General features: G+C 64.4%; 15 protein-coding genes and 1 pseudogene. 8 read left to right on the top strand and 8 right to left on the bottom strand.

Annotated features, from left to right (window positions below; all coding sequences use genetic code 11):
* The first annotated feature begins 807 nt into the window (after positions 1-807).
* The 3 genes from J2X36_RS03925 to J2X36_RS03915 all read left to right on the top strand — a co-directional run bounded on the left by J2X36_RS03925 (position 808) and on the right by J2X36_RS03915 (position 3,712).
* Positions 808-1,725 (top strand): porin family protein, encoded by a 918-nt coding sequence (locus J2X36_RS03925; RefSeq protein WP_310346419.1) that lies wholly within the window; start codon positions 808-810, stop codon positions 1,723-1,725.
* Between the two features lie 390 nt (positions 1,726-2,115).
* Positions 2,116-2,877 (top strand): hypothetical protein, encoded by a 762-nt coding sequence (locus tag J2X36_RS03920; protein WP_310346416.1) that lies wholly within the window; start codon positions 2,116-2,118, stop codon positions 2,875-2,877.
* A 77-nt stretch (positions 2,878-2,954) separates the two neighbouring features.
* Positions 2,955-3,712 (top strand): IS5 family transposase gene (locus tag J2X36_RS03915; protein ID WP_310346413.1). Its coding sequence is split into 2 segments (ribosomal slippage): positions 2,955-3,291 and positions 3,291-3,712, totalling 759 coding nucleotides; the frame shifts between segments, so codons are not numbered across the junction.
* 148 nt (positions 3,713-3,860) lie between these two features.
* On the opposite strand, the gene J2X36_RS03910 is transcribed toward J2X36_RS03915, so the two are convergent.
* The 7 genes from J2X36_RS03910 to J2X36_RS03880 form a co-directional block, all read right to left on the bottom strand.
* The gene (locus J2X36_RS03910; protein WP_310346410.1) at positions 3,861-4,838 is read right to left on the bottom strand and encodes a class I SAM-dependent methyltransferase; all 978 of its coding nucleotides are present in this window, start codon (positions 4,836-4,838) and stop codon (positions 3,861-3,863) included.
* On the bottom strand, positions 4,835-6,205 hold the full coding sequence (locus tag J2X36_RS03905; protein ID WP_310346408.1) for a glycosyltransferase: 1,371 nt from the start codon (positions 6,203-6,205) through the stop codon (positions 4,835-4,837). Before J2X36_RS03905 ends, J2X36_RS03910 begins: the two co-directional genes overlap by 4 nt.
* A 598-nt stretch (positions 6,206-6,803) precedes the next feature.
* Positions 6,804-7,067, bottom strand: a complete 264-nt coding sequence (locus tag J2X36_RS03900; RefSeq protein WP_310346406.1) for a hypothetical protein — start codon at positions 7,065-7,067, stop codon at positions 6,804-6,806.
* Positions 7,068-7,515: 448 nt separating this feature from the next.
* Positions 7,516-8,151: a L,D-transpeptidase gene (locus J2X36_RS03895; RefSeq protein ID WP_310346405.1), complete on the bottom strand. Its 636-nt coding sequence runs from the start codon at positions 8,149-8,151 to the stop codon at positions 7,516-7,518.
* Between the two features lie 402 nt (positions 8,152-8,553).
* Positions 8,554-8,820: a hypothetical protein gene (locus J2X36_RS03890; RefSeq protein WP_310346403.1), complete on the bottom strand. Its 267-nt coding sequence runs from the start codon at positions 8,818-8,820 to the stop codon at positions 8,554-8,556.
* A 78-nt stretch (positions 8,821-8,898) separates the two neighbouring features.
* Positions 8,899-9,639 carry a hypothetical protein gene (locus J2X36_RS03885; protein WP_310346401.1) on the bottom strand — a complete coding sequence of 247 codons (741 nt, stop codon included), beginning with the start codon at positions 9,637-9,639 and terminating at the stop codon, positions 8,899-8,901.
* Between the two features lie 1,151 nt (positions 9,640-10,790).
* Complete coding sequence (locus tag J2X36_RS03880; protein WP_310346399.1) at positions 10,791-11,180, bottom strand: hypothetical protein; 390 nt, start codon at positions 11,178-11,180, stop codon at positions 10,791-10,793.
* 745 nt (positions 11,181-11,925) lie between these two features.
* Here J2X36_RS03880 and J2X36_RS03875 point away from each other — a divergent pair.
* From J2X36_RS03875 to J2X36_RS26830, 5 genes and pseudogenes are all read left to right on the top strand, one after another.
* The gene (locus tag J2X36_RS03875; RefSeq protein ID WP_310346396.1) at positions 11,926-12,504 is read left to right on the top strand and encodes a Spy/CpxP family protein refolding chaperone; all 579 of its coding nucleotides are present in this window, start codon (positions 11,926-11,928) and stop codon (positions 12,502-12,504) included.
* 158 nt (positions 12,505-12,662) lie between these two features.
* On the top strand, positions 12,663-13,484 hold the full coding sequence (locus J2X36_RS03870; RefSeq protein WP_310346392.1) for a DUF4344 domain-containing metallopeptidase: 822 nt from the start codon (positions 12,663-12,665) through the stop codon (positions 13,482-13,484).
* A 370-nt stretch (positions 13,485-13,854) separates the two neighbouring features.
* Positions 13,855-14,454 (top strand): L,D-transpeptidase, encoded by a 600-nt coding sequence (locus J2X36_RS03865; protein ID WP_310346390.1) that lies wholly within the window; start codon positions 13,855-13,857, stop codon positions 14,452-14,454.
* 505 nt (positions 14,455-14,959) lie between these two features.
* Positions 14,960-15,682 carry a tetratricopeptide repeat protein gene (locus J2X36_RS03855; protein ID WP_310346387.1) on the top strand — a complete coding sequence of 241 codons (723 nt, stop codon included), beginning with the start codon at positions 14,960-14,962 and terminating at the stop codon, positions 15,680-15,682.
* Positions 15,683-15,898: 216 nt separating this feature from the next.
* Positions 15,899-16,078: pseudogene (locus tag J2X36_RS26830) on the top strand (IS6 family transposase); the annotation flags it as partial.
* A gap of 496 nt (positions 16,079-16,574) precedes the next feature.
* Here the strand turns inward: J2X36_RS26830 and J2X36_RS03845 are convergent.
* The gene (locus J2X36_RS03845) at positions 16,575-17,654 is read right to left on the bottom strand and encodes a patatin-like phospholipase family protein (RefSeq protein ID WP_310346384.1); all 1,080 of its coding nucleotides are present in this window, start codon (positions 17,652-17,654) and stop codon (positions 16,575-16,577) included.
* Between the last annotated feature and the right edge of the window lie 31 nt (positions 17,655-17,685).

The raw sequence follows: 17,685 nt of genomic DNA, 5'->3' as shown, positions 1-17,685 counted from the left end.
TCTCCTCTGGCCGGGGCTCGAACAGGCGACGCACGCAACAGTGCAGGAACAAGCGGACGTAAAAGCTGCCCGCGAGACCTGGTTTGAGGCACACTTACGAGAGCAGCTGCCCTGGCTTCGGCTGGGGTGTTTCTTTGCTCGGCTCGAGCGCAGCCGTGCGGTTTCCGACAGATCGGCTGTCAGAGGTGCCGCTACGCTCCGGTTCGTGCGAAGCTTGGCCGTGGGGGACCCCAGCCCTCGACTCAACCTTCCCTTAGCCCCGCTCGCCCCACCCCCTTGGCGCAGCGGGGCTCTCTCTGCCCGCAGAGCTATGCGCCCGCGTCGGCACGGTTCGGGCATGCCCTTCTCGTACCCGAGCCGTAGGGCCGCTCCCGGATGAGGCGTTATGGAGCGTGGGTCAGCGTGTTGTTCAGGAACGATCTGCCGCCGATCGTCCGTGCCCCTCGGCTGTGTCGGGTGTGGCTCAGCTGCATCGCTCCCGGATATCTGATGCCTCCAGAGTTCAGGCACCTTGCAAGTGCCGCCCCGAACGGCTCCATTGAACCGCGAGCTTTCCTGGCTGGTCCTGGGAAATGACTACAATCCACCTCCGCCCCGCCAGCCCTCGGCTCGCGGGGCTTTTCTGTCCAGAAGCTGACGGTTCAATGTGGCTCCGGCGCCACATCTAAGGCCAAAATGCGGCCTCGGGCGAGCGGAGCACAGCTTCCCACTCAGCCATCGGCTAGGTGTTGTGCCGCTGCACTATGCACCCGCAGTAACAGGCGCTCTCCTTGACTTTCTCTCCAGACAGAGGGGACCAAGGACCAGATGATCAGAAAACTTCTTCTCGCCAGCACGGCTACCGCCCTGCTGACCGGCGCCGCCTCGGCCGCTGACCTGCCGCGTCCGACACCCCCGCCGGTGTTCACGCCGGTTCCGGTGTTCACCTGGACGGGCTTCTACGCCGGTTTCAACGCCGGTTACGCCTTCGACGTCAGCAGCAACACCGCCAATGGCTTCACCCAGACGCTGACCAACCCGGTCACGCTGACGGGTCCCGGCGGCGCGCCGGTCACCACCTCCATCCTGCCGCTCGGCGCCACCCTTGCCTACCGCAACTCGGAGCGTGACGGCTTCTCGGGCGGTGGTCAGATCGGCTACAACTACCAGTTCACGCCCGGCTCCGGCTTCGTGATCGGCATCGAGGCTGACGCCCAGTACCTCGACTTCGGCGCCAGCCGCAACAACCGCTTCGTCACGACCGCGCCGATCGGCACGATCAACCCGAACTTCGTCCCGGTGAACGGCGTGCTCAGCACGCTCGACTTCTTCGGCACCGTTCGCGGCCGGATCGGTTACGCCTGGGATCGGACGTTGTTCTACGGCACCGGCGGCTTCGCCTACGCCTCGGGCGACACGCGCCTGACCCAGTTCGCCAACGTCGCTCGTGGCGACGACTTCCTGACCGGCTGGACCGTCGGCGGCGGCGTCGAGTACGCGCTGGCGAACGACAGCTGGCTGAACTTCTTCCGCGCCTCGGCGGTGACGCTCAAGGTCGAAGGTCTGTACGTGAACCTCGATCAAGGTCGGGGCAGCAACCTCCCGATCGTCGGCGGCCTCAACACTGCCGGCGGGCTCGTTGGGGTCTACAACACCTCGGTGGCGGGCGCCATCGTCAGATCCCGTCGCGACAACGAGTTCGCCGTGGTCCGCGCCGGCCTCAACTACAAGTTCGGTAGCTACTGATAAAACGCTACAAGCCCAGCGTTTTCGGCCCGATCAACCCGGAAGGCAACGTGTCCGCGCCCTGGGGCTATGCTCCGGGGCGCTTTTCATTTCTACGCTGTGAACAGGCTGGAAAGGATTTGTTAACCTCACGCGCCGACCCTGCGGCGGTCCGCCGCGACATACCCCTCAGGCCTGTTCATTCATAAGCCGAAGAGGTCGAGCGGGTGGTCAGCGGGATCTTCCCAACCGCCGAGCGCTTCGTCGCGAGGCTTGGGCGGCGGTGAGGCGCTACCGGAACACGTCAGCGCGGCGCGAAGGCTCCGACGGCGGTCGCCGGTCAAGCTGATCTTCGCTAGCTAAGCTCGGGCTACACGCGACCCTGGCCTCCTCGCGAAAGGTTCCTCGCTCATGGTCATCTCGTTCCGTCTGATCGCCCGAACCGCGACGAAAGCCGCCGTGGCCACCCGGGCGATCGGCACGGCCCTCGCCGTCGCGGCCGCGCTGGTCTCGGTCGCGCCGGAGGCGCTCGCGAAGCCGGCGCGGGCGCCAGCAGGCAATGTGCCTTCCGTGGCGGACACGCTCGCGAAGCCGGCGCAGCCGCCCGCAGGCGGTGTGCCGACCGTGGTAGCGTTCAGCGGCTGGGTCCCGCCGGGCGACACCGTCCGCGGCTCCTCGGTAGAGCGCTTGGTCGAGCGGCTACGCGCGAGCGGCTGGACCGCGGAGATTCACGACCCGGCAACCTGGCCCAGCGTGACCGGGGGGCTGATCGAGAAACGCGTGCCGGGCCCCATCATCCTAGTCGGCTATTCGATGGGCGCGGGCGCTTCGACCTCGACAGCCGCGTGGCTCGCCCGTGCCGGTATCCCGGTGCGGAAGATCGTGATCGTGGAAGCCTGGAACCCCGATCCAGTTCCGACCAACGTGGCCGAGGTCGTGCACTATTACGTGTCCGGATGGGCCACGATGCTGAGGCCGAGCCCTGGCTTCGAAGGCTCGATCCAGAACGTCGATGTCCGGTCACTCGTGCCCGGGATCGAGAACGAAGGCCATGTCAGCATGAGCCACGTCCAGGCGGTGCAGGATGTCGTGGTCGACGCGATCACGGGACCCGACGCAAGTACACCTCCACCTCGCGCGCGCGCGGCGGGGCGCGGCCGACCGGGAGGTTAGGGTGTGAACCGAACCAAGGCATTGCATGGCCTATGGTTTTGTGGTTCAGGGCCGCCGTTTGCAGCATGGAGGCGGCGATGGCGGACCTGTTCTGGCTCTCGGATGGGCAGTGGGCGGTGATTGCGCCGTTCATGCCCAAGGACCAGCCCGGACCGGAGCGTAAGGACGACCGGCAGATCATCTCCGGCATCCTGCATGTGCTCACCTCGGGCTGCCGCTGGCGTGACTGCCCGGCCGCCTCCGGCCCGCACACCACGGTCTACAATCGCTTCAACAGATGGTCCCGGCGTGGTTTCTGGAAGGCGATGTTGGCGGCCCTGGCCAACGCCGGCTGGTCGGGCGAGGCGGCTGCCATCGACAGCACCTACGTGCGAGCGCATCGCTCGGCGCACGGCGGGAAAGGGGGGCGAAGGCGCAGGGGATCGGTCCGTCGCGCGGCGGCCAGACGACCAAGATCCATGCGCTCACCGATGTCCTCGGCCGCCCCGGCGTCCGCCTGCTGACGCCCGGCAATGCCAGCGACGTGACGACCGCCTCGGCGGTGTTGGCCGAGGCACCGGGCCGGATACAGCGTCTTGCCGCCGACAAGGGCTATGACGCGGACTGGCTGCGCACTGAACTGCGGAAGAGCGGCATCACGCCGGTCATTCCGGGCAAGCGTGGCCGCAAGCGCTGTATCCGCCACGACAGGCGGCGCTACCGCGAACGCTGGCGTATCGAGGCGACCTTTAACCGCCTCAAAGACTTCCGGCGCATCGCCACACGCTACGATAAGCTCGCCCGCAACTACGCCTCAGCCATCGCAATCGCCGCCGTCATTACCTTCTGGTGCTGATCGAGTCCAAACCCTAGTGCATTGACACAGCAAGCAGCGCGTTTCTTGCTGCGATTTTAAGCAGTTGGCGAACGAGCGCGTGGTTCGTTCGTCTGCGTCTGTGCACTAGAAGCATCGACCAAGACAGCCGGCCGGGATGGGGCTCCTGTCAGCCGCCGGGCTTCCTCGCGACGAGAAGCAGGCCGACGCCTTCGTCGTTGATGGGCGGGGCCCGCCTCAGGCATTGGATGGCGAGCGCTCCCCCGAGGCCCAGCAGGGCAGAGGCGTGCCAAGACCAGCGATGCGCGTAATGCCTCTGCTGGCACTTCACAGGCGAGCAGCGTGCCATCCAGTAGATGAAGTTGTCGAGCTCGGACCATGGGATGGTCTCGACTTGGGCGTCCACTAGCCCGACCCGTGCGGCGATGGCCCGAAGTGCCTCGGCCGTCCACCAAGTGAGATGGTGTGGGAGCGCGTTGACAAGGTAGTTCGGGATGCGTGTCGCGGCGGAGGGCACATGCGGCACCCCGACAATCACGGTCCCGCCCGGGCGGACGGCTTGCGCCATCTCCGACAAGAAAGCCACGGGCCGCGCCACGTGCTCCAGCACCTGGAAGGCCGAGACGACGTCGTAGGCCCGGGCGCCGGACCGGAGGTGCTCAGATAGGGTTTCGGGGCTGGCCCAGGGCTGTCCCGGGTCGGCTCCGAAATGCGGGTCGAGGCCGGTATAACGACCGCCGGGGACGAGATGCCGGAACACGCCAGGGCCGCAGCCCACATCGAGGACGCTGTCACCTGGCGAGAGGTGGTTCGCCGCGAGCCGGAACTCCGCCCGCGGCGTGTTGCGGCTAGGCAGGCCGAGAGCGGTCGCGAGTCGCCGCAGCCGGCCCGTCAGCCCGCGCGGCTCGGCATCGTCGAGGACGCGGTAGAAGGCGTTGTAGAAAGATGCGTCGCCCTCCAGCATCGGATCGAAGAAATAGAGCCCCGTAGGCGACTCCCATAGGCCAAAGCGAGTTGTGCCAGCGAAGCTCGGCCGAACATCGACCTGCAAAATACGATGCCAGAGCTCGACCAGCAGCTTGGCGCTGACCCATTGGACGAGGCGTCGCGCCGGCTCTCCCGTGATCGGGCAGGGAGGGGGTGTCACGCGGCATTTCTCCGGGAAGTCGTGGCCAAGAGCCGGCGGATGAGATCGGCCGCCCCAGCGAGGCCTGGCTCCCGGGCGAGAGTAGTGCCGAGCCGCGCCGCGGCCGCCGCGTAGTGACTGTCGGTCTCGGCCCGGACGATCCGATCCGCGAGCTTGGCCGGAGTCATTTGTCCGAGACCGAGCGGCTCCTCGGTCGCCCCGGCCGCCGCTAAACGCCGTCCCCAGAAGAGCTGGTCGCCAAGAAACGGCACCACCACGCTCGGTCGTCCGCTCCGCCCAGCAGCCGCGACTGTGCCTGAGCCGCCGTGGTGCACGATGCAGGAGACTCGCGGGAAGAGCAGTTCGTGCCGGACCCCTCCCAGCACCAGGACCCCCGGCGGGAGGTCCGCCGGCGGGCGCAAGCTCCCCGCCCCTTTGGCCAGGATGGCGCGTCCGCCTCGCAGGGCGAGCGCGTCGAGCACGACACGGGTGTTGCGCTCGGCGTGCATCCGCATGGATCCGAAGCCGACATAGACCGGCGGTGGCCCCGCCTCTAGGAAGCTCTCCACCTCGTCCGGCAGCCGCTCGCCCGGCTCGGGCTCCCTGAGGAGGAAGCCGGTCTGCGTGTAGGGGCGCGGCCAATCGCCCGGATCGGGCGCGAGAGCCGGGCTGAAGGCGAGAAGCTGATGGCTGTCGCCCAGCCCCAGGGTGAGCGGGTTACAGCCGGGGCGCAGCCGCTTTCCGGCGCCGCTCGAGCGCAGCCGGGTTCGGAAGATCCCCCGGAGAACCGTGGCCGAGACCAAGCGGAAGATCTCGTAGCTCGCTCGGTTGAGGAGGGGGCCGCGGTCGCGGCCGCCGAGCAGGCTCAGCGACGCGAGCCGGCTCGGCAGAAGCGGCTGGCATGTCATTCGGACGGCGGGGATGCCGAGCTCGTGCGCCAGTTCGCCCGCGAAGAAGGCCAGGGCGTTGTAGACGACGAGGTCGGCCTGCTGGATCGCATGGAGGCAGTCGCGCAGCAGCTCCGCAAAGCGCGCCTGCACCAACCGCAGCTGCCGCCATCCGGTCCAGATTTTACGCCCGCCGGCAGAGTACTGGTCGAAAGAAGCGGCTCGCTCGTGCGAGAAGAGGTCTTCGAAGGAGCCGAGGTTGACCACCACCGGGTCGAGCCCGAAAGAGCGCGCGAGCGGGAGATAATCGTTGTTTATGACAAGGCGGACCACGTAGCCCTGACGTTGCAGCTCGCGAGCCAGGAGACAGAAGGGCTGCACGTCACCCCGGGTCCCAAGCGTAACGAGGACGACTGAGCTCTCGCCAGTCCGCCGACCTTCGAGGACATCACTCTCTCGCTCGCTGGGAGCTTGGCTACTGGGCGCGCTCTGAACGCTCACCGGACGCATCTCTCCGCAGTGACAGGGTGGGCCAAATTTATGGTTGCCACAGAAGGACGAGACCTGTCGCAAAGTTTTCTGGGACGCGATTTCTGCTGGAATTGCGCTCTGCCGAGCCTGCCTAGACATAACTCGACATGGCGATCGGACCGCATAAGTGCCGCGATCAATGACTGGAAGTTGGGCCGCCACTCGCCGTCCCGCAGCTTACTCAGCAGGCGAGAAAAGTTTGCGACAGGCCTGGATTGCGGACATAGCGTTCCAGCAGCAACTGCTCTGGTCGGAAATGCACCAGGCACAAGCTTGACCTTTATAGCTTAACTATCAGAGTCGCCGCCGGCTGCACTCCAGCCGGAGCCAGCCCAGGATGGCGCACCGGAGACGTAGCTCTCGACTTCCTCGACCTGAACGCTGGTCACATACGGTCGGTGTCGGATTGCACTGCGATTTTCGGGTGCGCCCTGCCGTTGAACCACGCGCACGTTGGTGGCGCTCACTGGGCAGCGGGACGGTTATGCAGCCCCGCGGGATCGCCGGGAACAGAAGGCGCACCCGCTCCATCGGGACCCTCCCTGCTCGATCCGGAATTATTTCTATCTCATCGAACAGCCGCGGCCACTTGAGAGGGCATGGCTCCCCTATCTGTCTTCAGGAGCGCAGAGATCGCCCTTTGCTCCTCACGGAAGAACTCGTGCATGGAGCTATAGAACCGATGCATCGAGCGGCATGCCTCATAGATCGAGTCATCCGCCTCGCCACGAGAAAGCTTGAGGTAGTCGTCCGCCTTTCGTTCAGCGATGTGAGCGCCGGAAATGCACTCAGCCAAAGCTGTCTGAATCTGCGGCGGAAGATTCTCGTTCACCTTAGTATTTCCTGACACGTGGCGCATCTCCCTTCCGAGACAGTGGCTATTCTGGCCGCCTGTCAATTTGTTCGTGAGACATCCTCGTTCCACGGGATGTCCGCTTGGCGTGTGGAAGTGCGGAGATGAAAGGGACACAGAGCAAAACGAGCTTGTGCCAAGGCCACATACCTCCACCCTGCCACCGAGCTTGGTATACCAGATGCGGCGTTGCACAATAACGTTTGTTGCAGACGCTTGAAGATTCCCAGTTGCGCCAGAGCCAATGTACGAAACCATGCATAACCAGTGGGAAGATGCCACTCGGTCCTCCGAGGGCTTGTCGCTCATGCGTGCCAGAAACGCTGCCTGAGCCAAGACGGACCAGAAGATCGCGAACAATTATATTCCCCGAAGCGCATCTCTGCTTTTCCGCAACTCCTGGGCATTTCCAGCAATTGATGCGATCCTACTCGACCTCATCGAAGAATGAGCCGCCCGGTCCATAACCGTATGAATCGGGATAGGAACGTCGGATTGGCGGGTAAGCGCCACCATCGAACCCGTACCGTTCAGGCTGTAAGCGGGCCGGTACCGGATACCCATACTCGGACGAGCGATGCGCCCGGACAGCATGGAACCCACGGCCCATGCTTCTCGCGACCAAAGGCTCACCGCCACCGATCGTAATGCGCGTGTTGCCCAGACCTTCGGCATGCACGAGCGCGAAGAGGGTAGCAGCGTTTCCTGGCGCTAGGCGTACACACCCATGAGATGCTGCGCGACCAAGGCGCCTGACGTGGTTGGTGCCGTGAATCGCATGTCCGACCGACGTGAAGAAAATCGCGTTCGGCATGGGTGCGTTGTCGTATTTTCGCGAGAAGTATACCCGTTCAGTACGTAGCACTCTGAATGTGCCGCTCGGAGTGTCGTGCGCCGGCAACCCAGTCGAGACACGCCACAAGTAGACAGGCTGTCCATTTACCGCGACGGACATTCGCTGGCTTGCCTTGTCGATCGTTATGCGAACGTCGGCCAGTGCGGGAGACGAGGGTGATGCCGAGACAACGAAGCTGGCAAGCGCAAGGAGTGGTAGAGCGCGCATAGGAACTCGCATCGGCAAATGGCGAAGCCTGTAAGAAGCTACGCCGTTCCGATGCTTGAGTTCCGCCCTACTACCAAAGTGCTGTGGTTAACTTGTGACCATGAGGCTTACCCATCCACCTGCGGTGGTCGCCGAGGCGAACCCTAGTTCGGCAAACCTAAACAAGCGTTCGAATACGCTGCCGCCCAGATTATATTGAGTGGCGTGACACGGAGCATAGTTCACGACCGGGGACAGCGGCTTCCCATCTGCCCGCAATGCTTCCACAATGAGTGCCAGGGATCAGCGCGTTGTTGCGGTGAGCACTCGCCGCTCGCTGCCATAGGAACGGAACCTTTCTCGGTGCTCAGGCGAGCCACGGAATAGTGCAAGTTCGTGAGGCTGAGCAAGAATACTGTTGTTTTATCGGGCGGCCAGCAGGATGAAATTTTGTCTTGCCGTATTATATATCGCTATAATTGAAATTCCGACGTAACGATCTTTAGCAAGCATCATTTCATCTGATATTTCGATGCTGAAGCGGCGAGCCTTCTTTTGGCTCGTTCCAGCACTGTCGTGGCTGACGAGTGAGGCTTTGGCCCCTTCGGCGCAGAAGTATGCACCTTCGCCCATCGTGGCTTGTGCTGCGCTGATGAGCAGTACCGCTATCGCTACAGTGATTCTTGTCACGCTCCCACTCAAGCTGTTTTGCGGCTCGCCCCCTTATGCAGGCACGCCCCCATACCCCGCTCTCAAGGCAGACCGCAGTCAGCTTACACGACTGAGAATGTAGCAGTCCTCGATGGCCCACCGGGGCTCAGGCCGGATACCTGTGTCAGCACGCGGGATGCGGCGATACACATCGCTGTCACGCAAATAGACCTCGTGCTCGGTGATGTGTTCAGGGCAGGTCCAATGGCCGCTGTAGCGGGTGTCAGGTTGCGTGTCCTCGCCTAAGCCGACGATCGCAGCCGTGTAGGAGCGCTCGAGAACGTCGCTCAAACGATCCCAAAAGTGCTCCGCTGTCTCAGCCGCTTGTGGATGCGCACCTTGCCACGTCCAAACATCCCACCCGCGTGCGTGCGTCCACGCCTGAGCCGCCACGAGCATGAGTTCCATCTCAGACCTGTCTGTCCCTTGCTCGTACAAGATGCGTGCTAACTCGACCGCCGTCTCCGCCGGAAGCGCCTGCGCAAGGGCCGACAGGAACGGGCCCGCTGTCTCTTCATCGATGTTGTGACAGACCGTGTCCACGACGGTGACAATCGCGCAGAGGCCGCATTCACCGGAACCATATGCCTGTCGATACGGGCTGCACTTGTCCATGGTAGCGAGCGGATAGCCGCAGATGTGGGCGTCCACCGCCATCCCCAGGGGACCCGCGACGGCCTGGTTGCCGATGACTGGCGCGTCCTGGACAACGGGCTGTGCCCAGGCCCGTGGAAGAACGGGTCCTGCGAACGGCAACGTGGCGGCGCCTGCGGCGAAGATCCGCCTGGTGACATCCATGATCGCCTCCCGGGAAGCGCCCGCTCAGGCAGGCCGCTTCAGGAAAAATCCCCGCCCCCGTCGCCGACCCGGCTTCGCCAATCGTCAACATTCGGATGAAACGAGAGCGGTCAAGAACGGCAACGCCCGGCCCATGGCACCGGAGCCAGCACCATCAAGCTCATTCAGCGCAGGCCGCTCGTCTCGACGAAGCGAGCATCCGACGAGCGGACTGGGTCGCGGTCAATTCCGTGTGCCCGGATGCGCCGGCCCAAAGTGCCGCTCGATCGTGTCGTGGAGCCCCCGGCCCCACGGGGCCGCATGATACGAAGGCATCGACACGCAGGCGCAGCAGGATGCGTGCCCCCTGTCGCGGCCTCCAGGCCGCCCGGCTGAGCACACGATGAAAGTTCACGCAGTGCCGCTCTTGGCTGCGACCAGTGATGCGCAACACGCTCGTGACGGTGCGGCGGCCCGGAGCCAGGTTGGCGCCGATGAGAAGGATCTCCGCATGCCGCCAGAAGCGCTGAACGAACAGCGGCGCGAAGGTGAGGATGGTACTGGCGACCGGGCGGGTAGGTGCGGCATGTGGTGTCTTTGGCGAGGGACGCCACCGGCCTAGCCACCACGTTCGCTTCGTCACCTCACTACGCTCAAACGTCCGCCAAATTGGCCAAAGACGAGCTGAGGCCCGCCGCGATGGCAGGGCGCTCGGATGGGAGAAACGCCGGAGCCGGGAAGGTTGGGTTAGCAGCCGCTGCAGACGCCCCCCATCGTCTTCTTCATCTTCGCGTCCCAGGACTTGGTGCGCGCGTCAGCGGCCTTCCCATTTTTGTCCTGCATCTCCCTGTCTTTCTGTGCATCCAAGGTCGTGGGTTCGGCAGGTCCGGTCTGTGATGACACAGATGCGGGTGTGGGCTGTCTTTGCCCAGGGGATGCGGCCGCTAGGCCCGTGAGGGCGAGGGCGATCGTCGTGAAGCGAAGCATCGACTTGCCTCCTGAAGAACAATCCGAGGGTACCGGGCCGCCCACGATTGCAGGCAAGCTGCCAGTCCTCGGCTGTTCCCATCATCTGCTGAGTGGGCGAGGACGCCCCAGAGCAAAAGTGTGATCTGAAACGTCCGGCGGCGCTCCTCCACTGCGCGCCGCCAGGCCCCTCCGCCCGACGACCGTCAGCGTGGGATCACGCGGACAACTCTGCGTGAGTCGAGGTCGATCAGGACCGCGCGGTCGTCAGGAGAGATGTAGTAGCCATAGTACCCGGTCGGGTTCAGCCCCCCGAGCGACACGTTCTGGAAGGAGCCGATCTGCAGCCAGCCGGGGATCACACTGCCGCGCCCGACGCGCACACCGCTCGGTTCGTTGTAGCGCGGTCCGGAGTCGAACAAAGTCTGCACGCTGCCGGGCTCGTTGCCGTTCATCAGAACGCCCCGGTCGGCCAGCTGCGGGTTGACGCGCAGCACCAGCGGCTGAGCCAGGGCCAGTGAGCCTGCCAGGAGACCGGCCGCGGCAACGCCGGCTCCGGTGAGCCAACTCGTGGTGTGTGTGAGGATGTTCGGCATAGCCTCCTCCTAGAAGTGTCGTTCAAGGACGCAGGTACGGCGCCCCCAGCTAATATCCCTCACTACAGACAAGAGTGCTTGATCGTCTGAGACGCGCGCAAAGTTTTCGGGGCGAAGTATCTTTTGAGCTTAGCAGTCATGGTCGTCCGAAAGGCGGTTTCAATCAAGACGCATAAAGTGATGACCGGGTGCCTGCGCAGAGGATGCGCTTCGGAGGTCCGGCGTCGCCTTAGAGCTAAACCTTCACGTCCGCGCCTGCGGCGTTCGACTCCGTTCGTCGGCACAGGGCTGCCGAGGGTTGGCTCTCGGCTCGCCCTCGCACGGTCGCTCAGCGTACCCCTGACCCTGGGGCAGCGAATGCCTGCATCGCAGACCCAGATGATCAAGCAGCCAGCCCGGAACGGTGTTTTATGTCGAGAGCGGCTGCAGTCCTGCGCCATCTGAGGCCAGTGCTCGTACCGTCAGCGGCTGTGCCGGCGGTGCGCTTGCTGTCCGGGGTCGGCCAGCCCGAGCCGTGATGAGCCGGAGATCAGCCGGAGCTTAATTGACGTAAAAAACTCCCGGAGGGAGCCAGCACAGGTCTCGAACCACAGGAGAGGGTAATGCCTTGTGCTTCTGTGTCCGGCTTCTGCATCGTCGCCACGCCTGCACTGTCAGAGTAGGCGGCGCACACGCCACACTGTTGAGCCATTCGCGGCTCGCCGCGAATATCATCGCGAATAGGGTCGCCTCTTAATCAGACCGCATGTCGGAGGCCGCCGCCCTGTTTGTTCGTCAGGGCGTTCTTTTCTCACAGGAGGTCAATATGCAGAGAAGCATGATCGGCGTGGCCGCCGCCCTATTCCTTGCCGGATGCCCGATGGCCTCGGCAGGGGATGTTGCCACCACCGGCGCACTCGAAGACAGCGGGAAGCTGAGTCAAACCGATTTCAAGGCCCTGACCGATGCCCGCATCGGAGTGGTGAAGGCGGCCCTCCAGCTGACGCCCGAGCAGCAGCAGTACTGGCCTGCCATCGAGGAAGCGATCCGCGCACGCGCCGAAACCCGGTACCGCAGGCTGTCCGCCCTGGAAGGTCGGTCCCAGCAGCGCGGCGACGCCGATCCGCTCGCGCTGATTCGCGAGCGCGCCGACTCGTTGGGTCAGCGCGCAGCCGGTCTCAAGAAGCTCGCGGATGCGTGGCAGCCGCTCTACCAGACCCTCACTCCAGATCAAAAGGCGCGGATGCGTGTGGTCGTCACCCGGGTGATCGGGGGATTGCGGGAGGCTGCTGAAGACCGTCGCAGAAATCTCTCGGACGACGATGACGACGACAATGAGGGCTGATTGCTTCCCCGCCACACCGCTGCCCCGCCTGCGATGAACAGCGTGGAGCAACGGCTACTGGCGCAGCGACCGACTGCAGGGTCGCAGGTCTTGCCAGGAGCGGGACGCGCGAGACCGCCCTGGCGCTGCCGATGCCCTGAGCCCCTGGAGGCGGGACGATGCCACGGGCGCTTCCCTTCGTTGCTGCCTTGACACTCTTCCTCGTGGCCGGCCCGACCGGGGCCGGCCACGGCGACTTCATCCGGGTAGTCTACCAGGCCCCGAAGAAATCGGAGGCACAGGAGATCTATCGCGAGATGCGGGCGCGCCGCGTTCTTGAGGGCTTGCGGGAGATCGTCAGGATGGTCCGGCTGCCGCGGTCTCTCACTCTGCGCCTGTCCGAGTGCGACGGCGAGATTAACGCCTGGTACGCACCCGAGACCCGCTCGGTCACGGTCTGCTACGAGTACATCCAGGATGTGTGGGACCGGGCGCAAAAGGCCACGTCCCCACCCGCTGTGTTCCGTCACGACGCCATTTTCGGCCCGGTCGCTCAAGTCTTCCTGCACGAGTTCGGGCACGCCCTCTTCCACCTGCTGGACGTGCCCGTGCTTGGCCGGGAAGAGGACGCCGCCGACCAGTTCGCCGCGCTGGTCGTGCTGCGCCTGAGGCCGGCCCAGGCCCGGCAGATCATCGATGGCAGCGCCGTCCTGTTCACGAGCTACGGCGCGGAGGAAAAGCTGGAGAAGGACACCCTCGCCGATCATCACGGCCCGTTCTACCAGCGCCTCTATAATCTGCTGTGCCTCGCCTACGGATCGGACAAGCGCGCCTTCGGCTATCTCGTCGACCGCGGCGACCTGCCCAGAGAGCGGGCAGAAAACTGCGCCGCCGAATACGATCAGGCGGCAATTGCCATGGACAAGCTGTTCCGCCGCCACCTGCGCGGTGGCCGCATGGAGCGCGAGCGGATTCGCCGAGGCTTCCGCTGGGCTCACTGACGGCGAATTCTCCCGCCAGAGAGGTTTTGACGCCCGGAGGGCGCCGTCATGTTGAAGGATTGGAGGGCTGGTGTGATTTGCCCGCCGAGCGGCTTCGGTCTGGCACTTGCCCGCGAGGGCGCGCACGTCAGGCTCCACGGCCTCCTCGGCAAGCCCTGTGAGATCGCGGCAGCTGTCGCTAGCATCGAGGTTAGGTGCAGGGTGTATATGCCGTACTCGGCCTCTGACATGATGTCGCGCCCGCGCAACAAGGGCGCCGAATGTGCCGCGGCATCGACCTTCCGGGCTGTGGAGGTCTGCGCTCCGCCCTTAAGCTGCGTACGGCCCCATCCACCATGAACGCGAGATCGGGGCCGGGATCCGAAGCGCCATGCCATTCTCGCCTTCCGCGCGCGCTGCATTCCTGGGCGCGCTTTTTGCTATCGCGGCCACGGGCTGCAGCTTCAAGTCCGTGCCCGATCCGGCCTTGTCGTCGCGCGATGCGGCTTTCATGGCCATGGTGCCGGAGGCCGAGTTCGACCCGCATTTCGCCCGCTACCTCGTGGACGACCCAACCAAGGAGGCGCCTGGCACCGTGGTGGTCGACACCAAGGCGCGCCAGCTCTACCTCGTACAGTCTGGCGGCAAGGCTCTCCGCTACGGCGTCACGGTCGGGGACGAAGCCTATGGCTGGACTGGCAGCGCCACAGTTTCCCGCAAGGCGGAGTGGCCGACTTGGAACCCATCGGCCGAGATGGTGCGGCGCTGGCCGCACGTCCACGCCATGGCGGGCGGCCCCGCAAACCCCCTCGGCGCCCGCGCGCTCTACCTTTCGGACCAGGGCCGCGACACGCTTTATCGCATTCACGGCACCAATGAGCCCGAGAAGATTGGTCAGGCCGTGTCATCGGGTTGCATCCGTCTGCGCAACATCGATGTGGTCGACCTGTACAACCGCGTGCCCGTCGGCGCCCGAGTGCTCGTGCGCTGAGGCTCGGGCATGGCGCCCTCCTAGTCCGTTGTGACGGCGTCAACGCAGAGATTCACGGCAGAAGCCAACGCCTGTGAGCCGAACAAGGTAAATGGACGCTAGACTTCTCTATGAGGAGCAGTGACGCCCGCTCAGCCAAGGGTTCTTGGATGTCTCGGTAGCTCAGTGTGAAGCGCAGATACATCCAGATGGCCCGCCGGATGATGTCGCGTGAGAAGTGACAGCTGGTGTACGAGAGCACGCACATGCGGCCTGGCTAGACGCTTAATTCAGCTCGGCAAGCCAGCAAGCCCCCAACGTGACAGGTCCCCGAGCGCCACCACGGGAAGCTTGCACGCAGGCTGCCTCCGAACGGAACTGTTCCGAGGTCGCGCCCCAAGCCGCCTTCGCTGCGAGGGGCTTTAGTACGGTTGGGCACAGAGGGGATCTCCGTGAAACGCACAGTGCCAGTCTACGCCGTTCAGGTTTAAGCTTGGCGACAAAGCACCTGCTGCGAGGTAGGGCCATGCGATTGGTTCGAGTTTGCGTCTTTGCTGGCTTGTTGCTCGGCGTGACAACTGCGGTTCAAGCAGACGGTCAAAATCAAGCGGACTGCGTCAGCGGCCGCGATCTCGATCAGCAGATCCGGGCCTGCTCACAGTTGATCGGCCAAGGCAGCCACGCTGATCGGTTCATTGCTGTCGCCTACTTCAATCGCGGGCTTGCTTATGACCGCAAAGGCGATTGGGCCCGCGCACTCTCCGACTATGGCGACGCTATCCGCCACGACCCGAATCTCGCCAGCGCCTACTACAATCGAGGCCGCGCCCATGTAGAACTCGGAGACCTCGACGGCGCGGTCGCTGACTACAGAGACGCCATCCGTCTCGCCCCGGCACATGCCAATGCTTTCTGTAGCCGCGGTGCCATCTTTGGCCGGAAAGGCGATCATGACCATGCGCTGGCTGATTTCGAGCAGGCGATCCGCCTCGATCCGCGTCATGCCCTTGCCTACTTCAATCGCGGACTTGCCTACAGCGAGCGCGGTGACCCCAAGGCCGCACTGGCCGATTTTGATCGGGCGATCAGCCTCGATCCGAAGCGAGCTGACGCCTACCAGTTCAGAGCCAGACTCCACGTCGGACTGGGCGATTACGGGCGAGCGTCAGCCGATTATGCTCAGGCTGCCCGGTTGCTGCCGGCCGTTGAGGTATCGATGAGCGAACTCGGAAGGCCGATCAGGCAGTGACACGGTGCTTGTCACATTGTGCGGCGCGCAAGCTGGACACCTCCAAAAACCTCCGAGATCGTGGTCGCGGCGGGTGCTAAACCATTGATCTAATTAGGCCCGAGTTGGAGCCAGAAGGGGTTTTTGGAGGTGTCCAGCTTGCAAGGGCCGTTGATGCGCCACATCCGGAAGGGATGAACGCGCCCCTCGTACTCTGGCTATCGGTGCCCTCGCGACATCATCCAGCGTGCAGTGTGGATGTATCTGCGTTTCACGCTCAGCTTCCGCGACGTTGAGGAATTCTTGGCTGAACACGGCATCACCGTCGCCTACGAGAGCATCCGCCGCTAGGTGCACACCTTCGGTCCGGTCATCGCGCGCCGGCTGCGCAAGTCTCGTCCGAAACCCCAATCTAAGAGCCTGAACAGCCGTGACATCACGATCCTCCTGCGCTGGAAAACCCAAACTGAGGAGGAAAACGCAAGCCCCAGCAAATGGGTGTATGAATGTCCTACCTAGGCCGCCAAGCCAGCAACGAGGATTGCTAGGCCTACGAGACCAGCCAGGCCCAAGGCCGCGATTCTGGTGGCCTGCGCTTTGCCCGTGCCGCAGTTATCATTGCAGGGCTGAGGCAACTCGCTCGGCCAGCGGAGCCATTTATGGGAGCGTGCTGGCATGGCCTTCATCGGTCCCGGTCGTGCGCCGTCGGCTTGATGGTGACACGGCATGGCGTTTTTCCTGCCCTGCAACAGTCTAGCTTCGTTCAGGCCGCAGCAGCAATGCGCGTGCACGGTCTGCCGCTGAGATGGTCATCGGCCGGATATCCGCGCAGCCGTGCACCCTTCTGTGACGCAGCGGGGCTGCCTGTGCGTTCCGGGGCTGTTGCCTCGGCCACGGCTAACCTCGGTCGGCCTCAGATCGGAGGCTGCTTCACCCAGGCATCGCCACGCAAGGCGCGCTGCCGGCCATATTCATACAGCGGGCGCATGTAGGAGGGGTCGAACGGCTTGTCGCGCTCCATCGTGAAGTCCGATCCGATGAAGGCCAGGTTGTAGTCCACCCCGTCGCGCTCGGCGGCGGCGTGAATTCGCAACACGTCGTTGTAGCCGCTGGCGGCGATCATAGCGGTGATCGCTCGGCCGACGATGCCGAGCGTTCGACGCTCCGTCGAGGCCCATTCTGCATCCAGCCGGCCGTTGCGGATGACCCAAGCCCGGGCCGGTGCCGTCGGCTGCCCGCGCGCCAGCCGCTCGCGGCGGAACCGCGAGACGCTGGCTGGATACAAGAACAGTTGGGCGAAAGCCCCGCCGTCCACATGCAGTTCCTGAAAGGGCTGCCCGTTCAGCGTCACGTCGAACAACACCGGGGCGAAGGCGCCGGGAATGGCAGCGGAGGCCACTAGAATCCGCCGCACCGTATCCAAGGCCCTCTCATGGCCGCTCTGCGCGATGGCGCCTATGTTCCAGATGACCGGGGTTTGCGCATCCAGATTGGAGGTGCCAACCAGCAGCAGCCGGCCGTCGGCATAGGCTCGGGCGATCTCAGCCAGCATCGTCGCGTCGAGGTAGCGGGAAATCGTGCGGAACAGCGGGCTGTTGTCCGCCATGGCATCGTCCAAGATTGCCGCGGTGTAGAAGCGCTCCAGCATCACGTCTGCCAGTGTGATCTCAGTGAACACGCTCTTCAGTTGCGCGTCGCGGGGGCTGCCGAGGAAGGCGAAGGGGGCGCTCAATGCGCCGGTGCTGATGCCCGTGACCAGGAAGAAGCTAGGACGATCGCCATGCTCGGTCCAACCATTCAGGAGCCCGGCACCGAAGGCCCCGTTCTCCCCGCCGCCCGAGATGCCGAGCAGATCCAGATCGGGCAGCGGCGTCGTCGGTCGGATGCCGCGCGACACGATCTGGCGCTCGACAGCCTCTATGAATTCCCGCTGGAGTGCGGCCTGGCCCGTGACCTGTGTCGGGAAGAACCGCTCGTTCGGCACGCCGAGCACCGTTGCAGCACTCGCGCAACCGCGTGGGACG

The sequence above is a fragment of the Methylobacterium sp. BE186 genome (assembly GCF_031457035.1).
Taxonomy (GTDB): Bacteria; Pseudomonadota; Alphaproteobacteria; order Rhizobiales; family Beijerinckiaceae; genus Methylobacterium; species Methylobacterium segetis.
This window is presented reverse-complemented; position numbering and strand designations above follow the sequence as displayed.

Bases quoted from the DNA above. Each gene is read 5' to 3' on its own strand.
- J2X36_RS03925 (WP_310346419.1), top strand. From the start codon at position 808: ATGATCAGAAAACTTCTTCTCGCCAGCACGGCTACCGCCCTGCTGACC.
- J2X36_RS03885 (WP_310346401.1), bottom strand. From the start codon at position 9,639: ATGGATGTCACCAGGCGGATCTTCGCCGCAGGCGCCGCCACGTTGCCG.
- J2X36_RS03880 (WP_310346399.1), bottom strand. From the start codon at position 11,180: ATGCCGAACATCCTCACACACACCACGAGTTGGCTCACCGGAGCCGGC.
- J2X36_RS03875 (WP_310346396.1), top strand. From the start codon at position 11,926: ATGTCGGAGGCCGCCGCCCTGTTTGTTCGTCAGGGCGTTCTTTTCTCA.
- J2X36_RS03895 (WP_310346405.1), bottom strand. From the start codon at position 8,151: ATGCGCGCTCTACCACTCCTTGCGCTTGCCAGCTTCGTTGTCTCGGCA.
- J2X36_RS03920 (WP_310346416.1), top strand. From the start codon at position 2,116: ATGGTCATCTCGTTCCGTCTGATCGCCCGAACCGCGACGAAAGCCGCC.
- J2X36_RS03855 (WP_310346387.1), top strand. From the start codon at position 14,960: ATGCGATTGGTTCGAGTTTGCGTCTTTGCTGGCTTGTTGCTCGGCGTG.
- J2X36_RS03865 (WP_310346390.1), top strand. From the start codon at position 13,855: ATGCCATTCTCGCCTTCCGCGCGCGCTGCATTCCTGGGCGCGCTTTTT.
- J2X36_RS03870 (WP_310346392.1), top strand. From the start codon at position 12,663: ATGCCACGGGCGCTTCCCTTCGTTGCTGCCTTGACACTCTTCCTCGTG.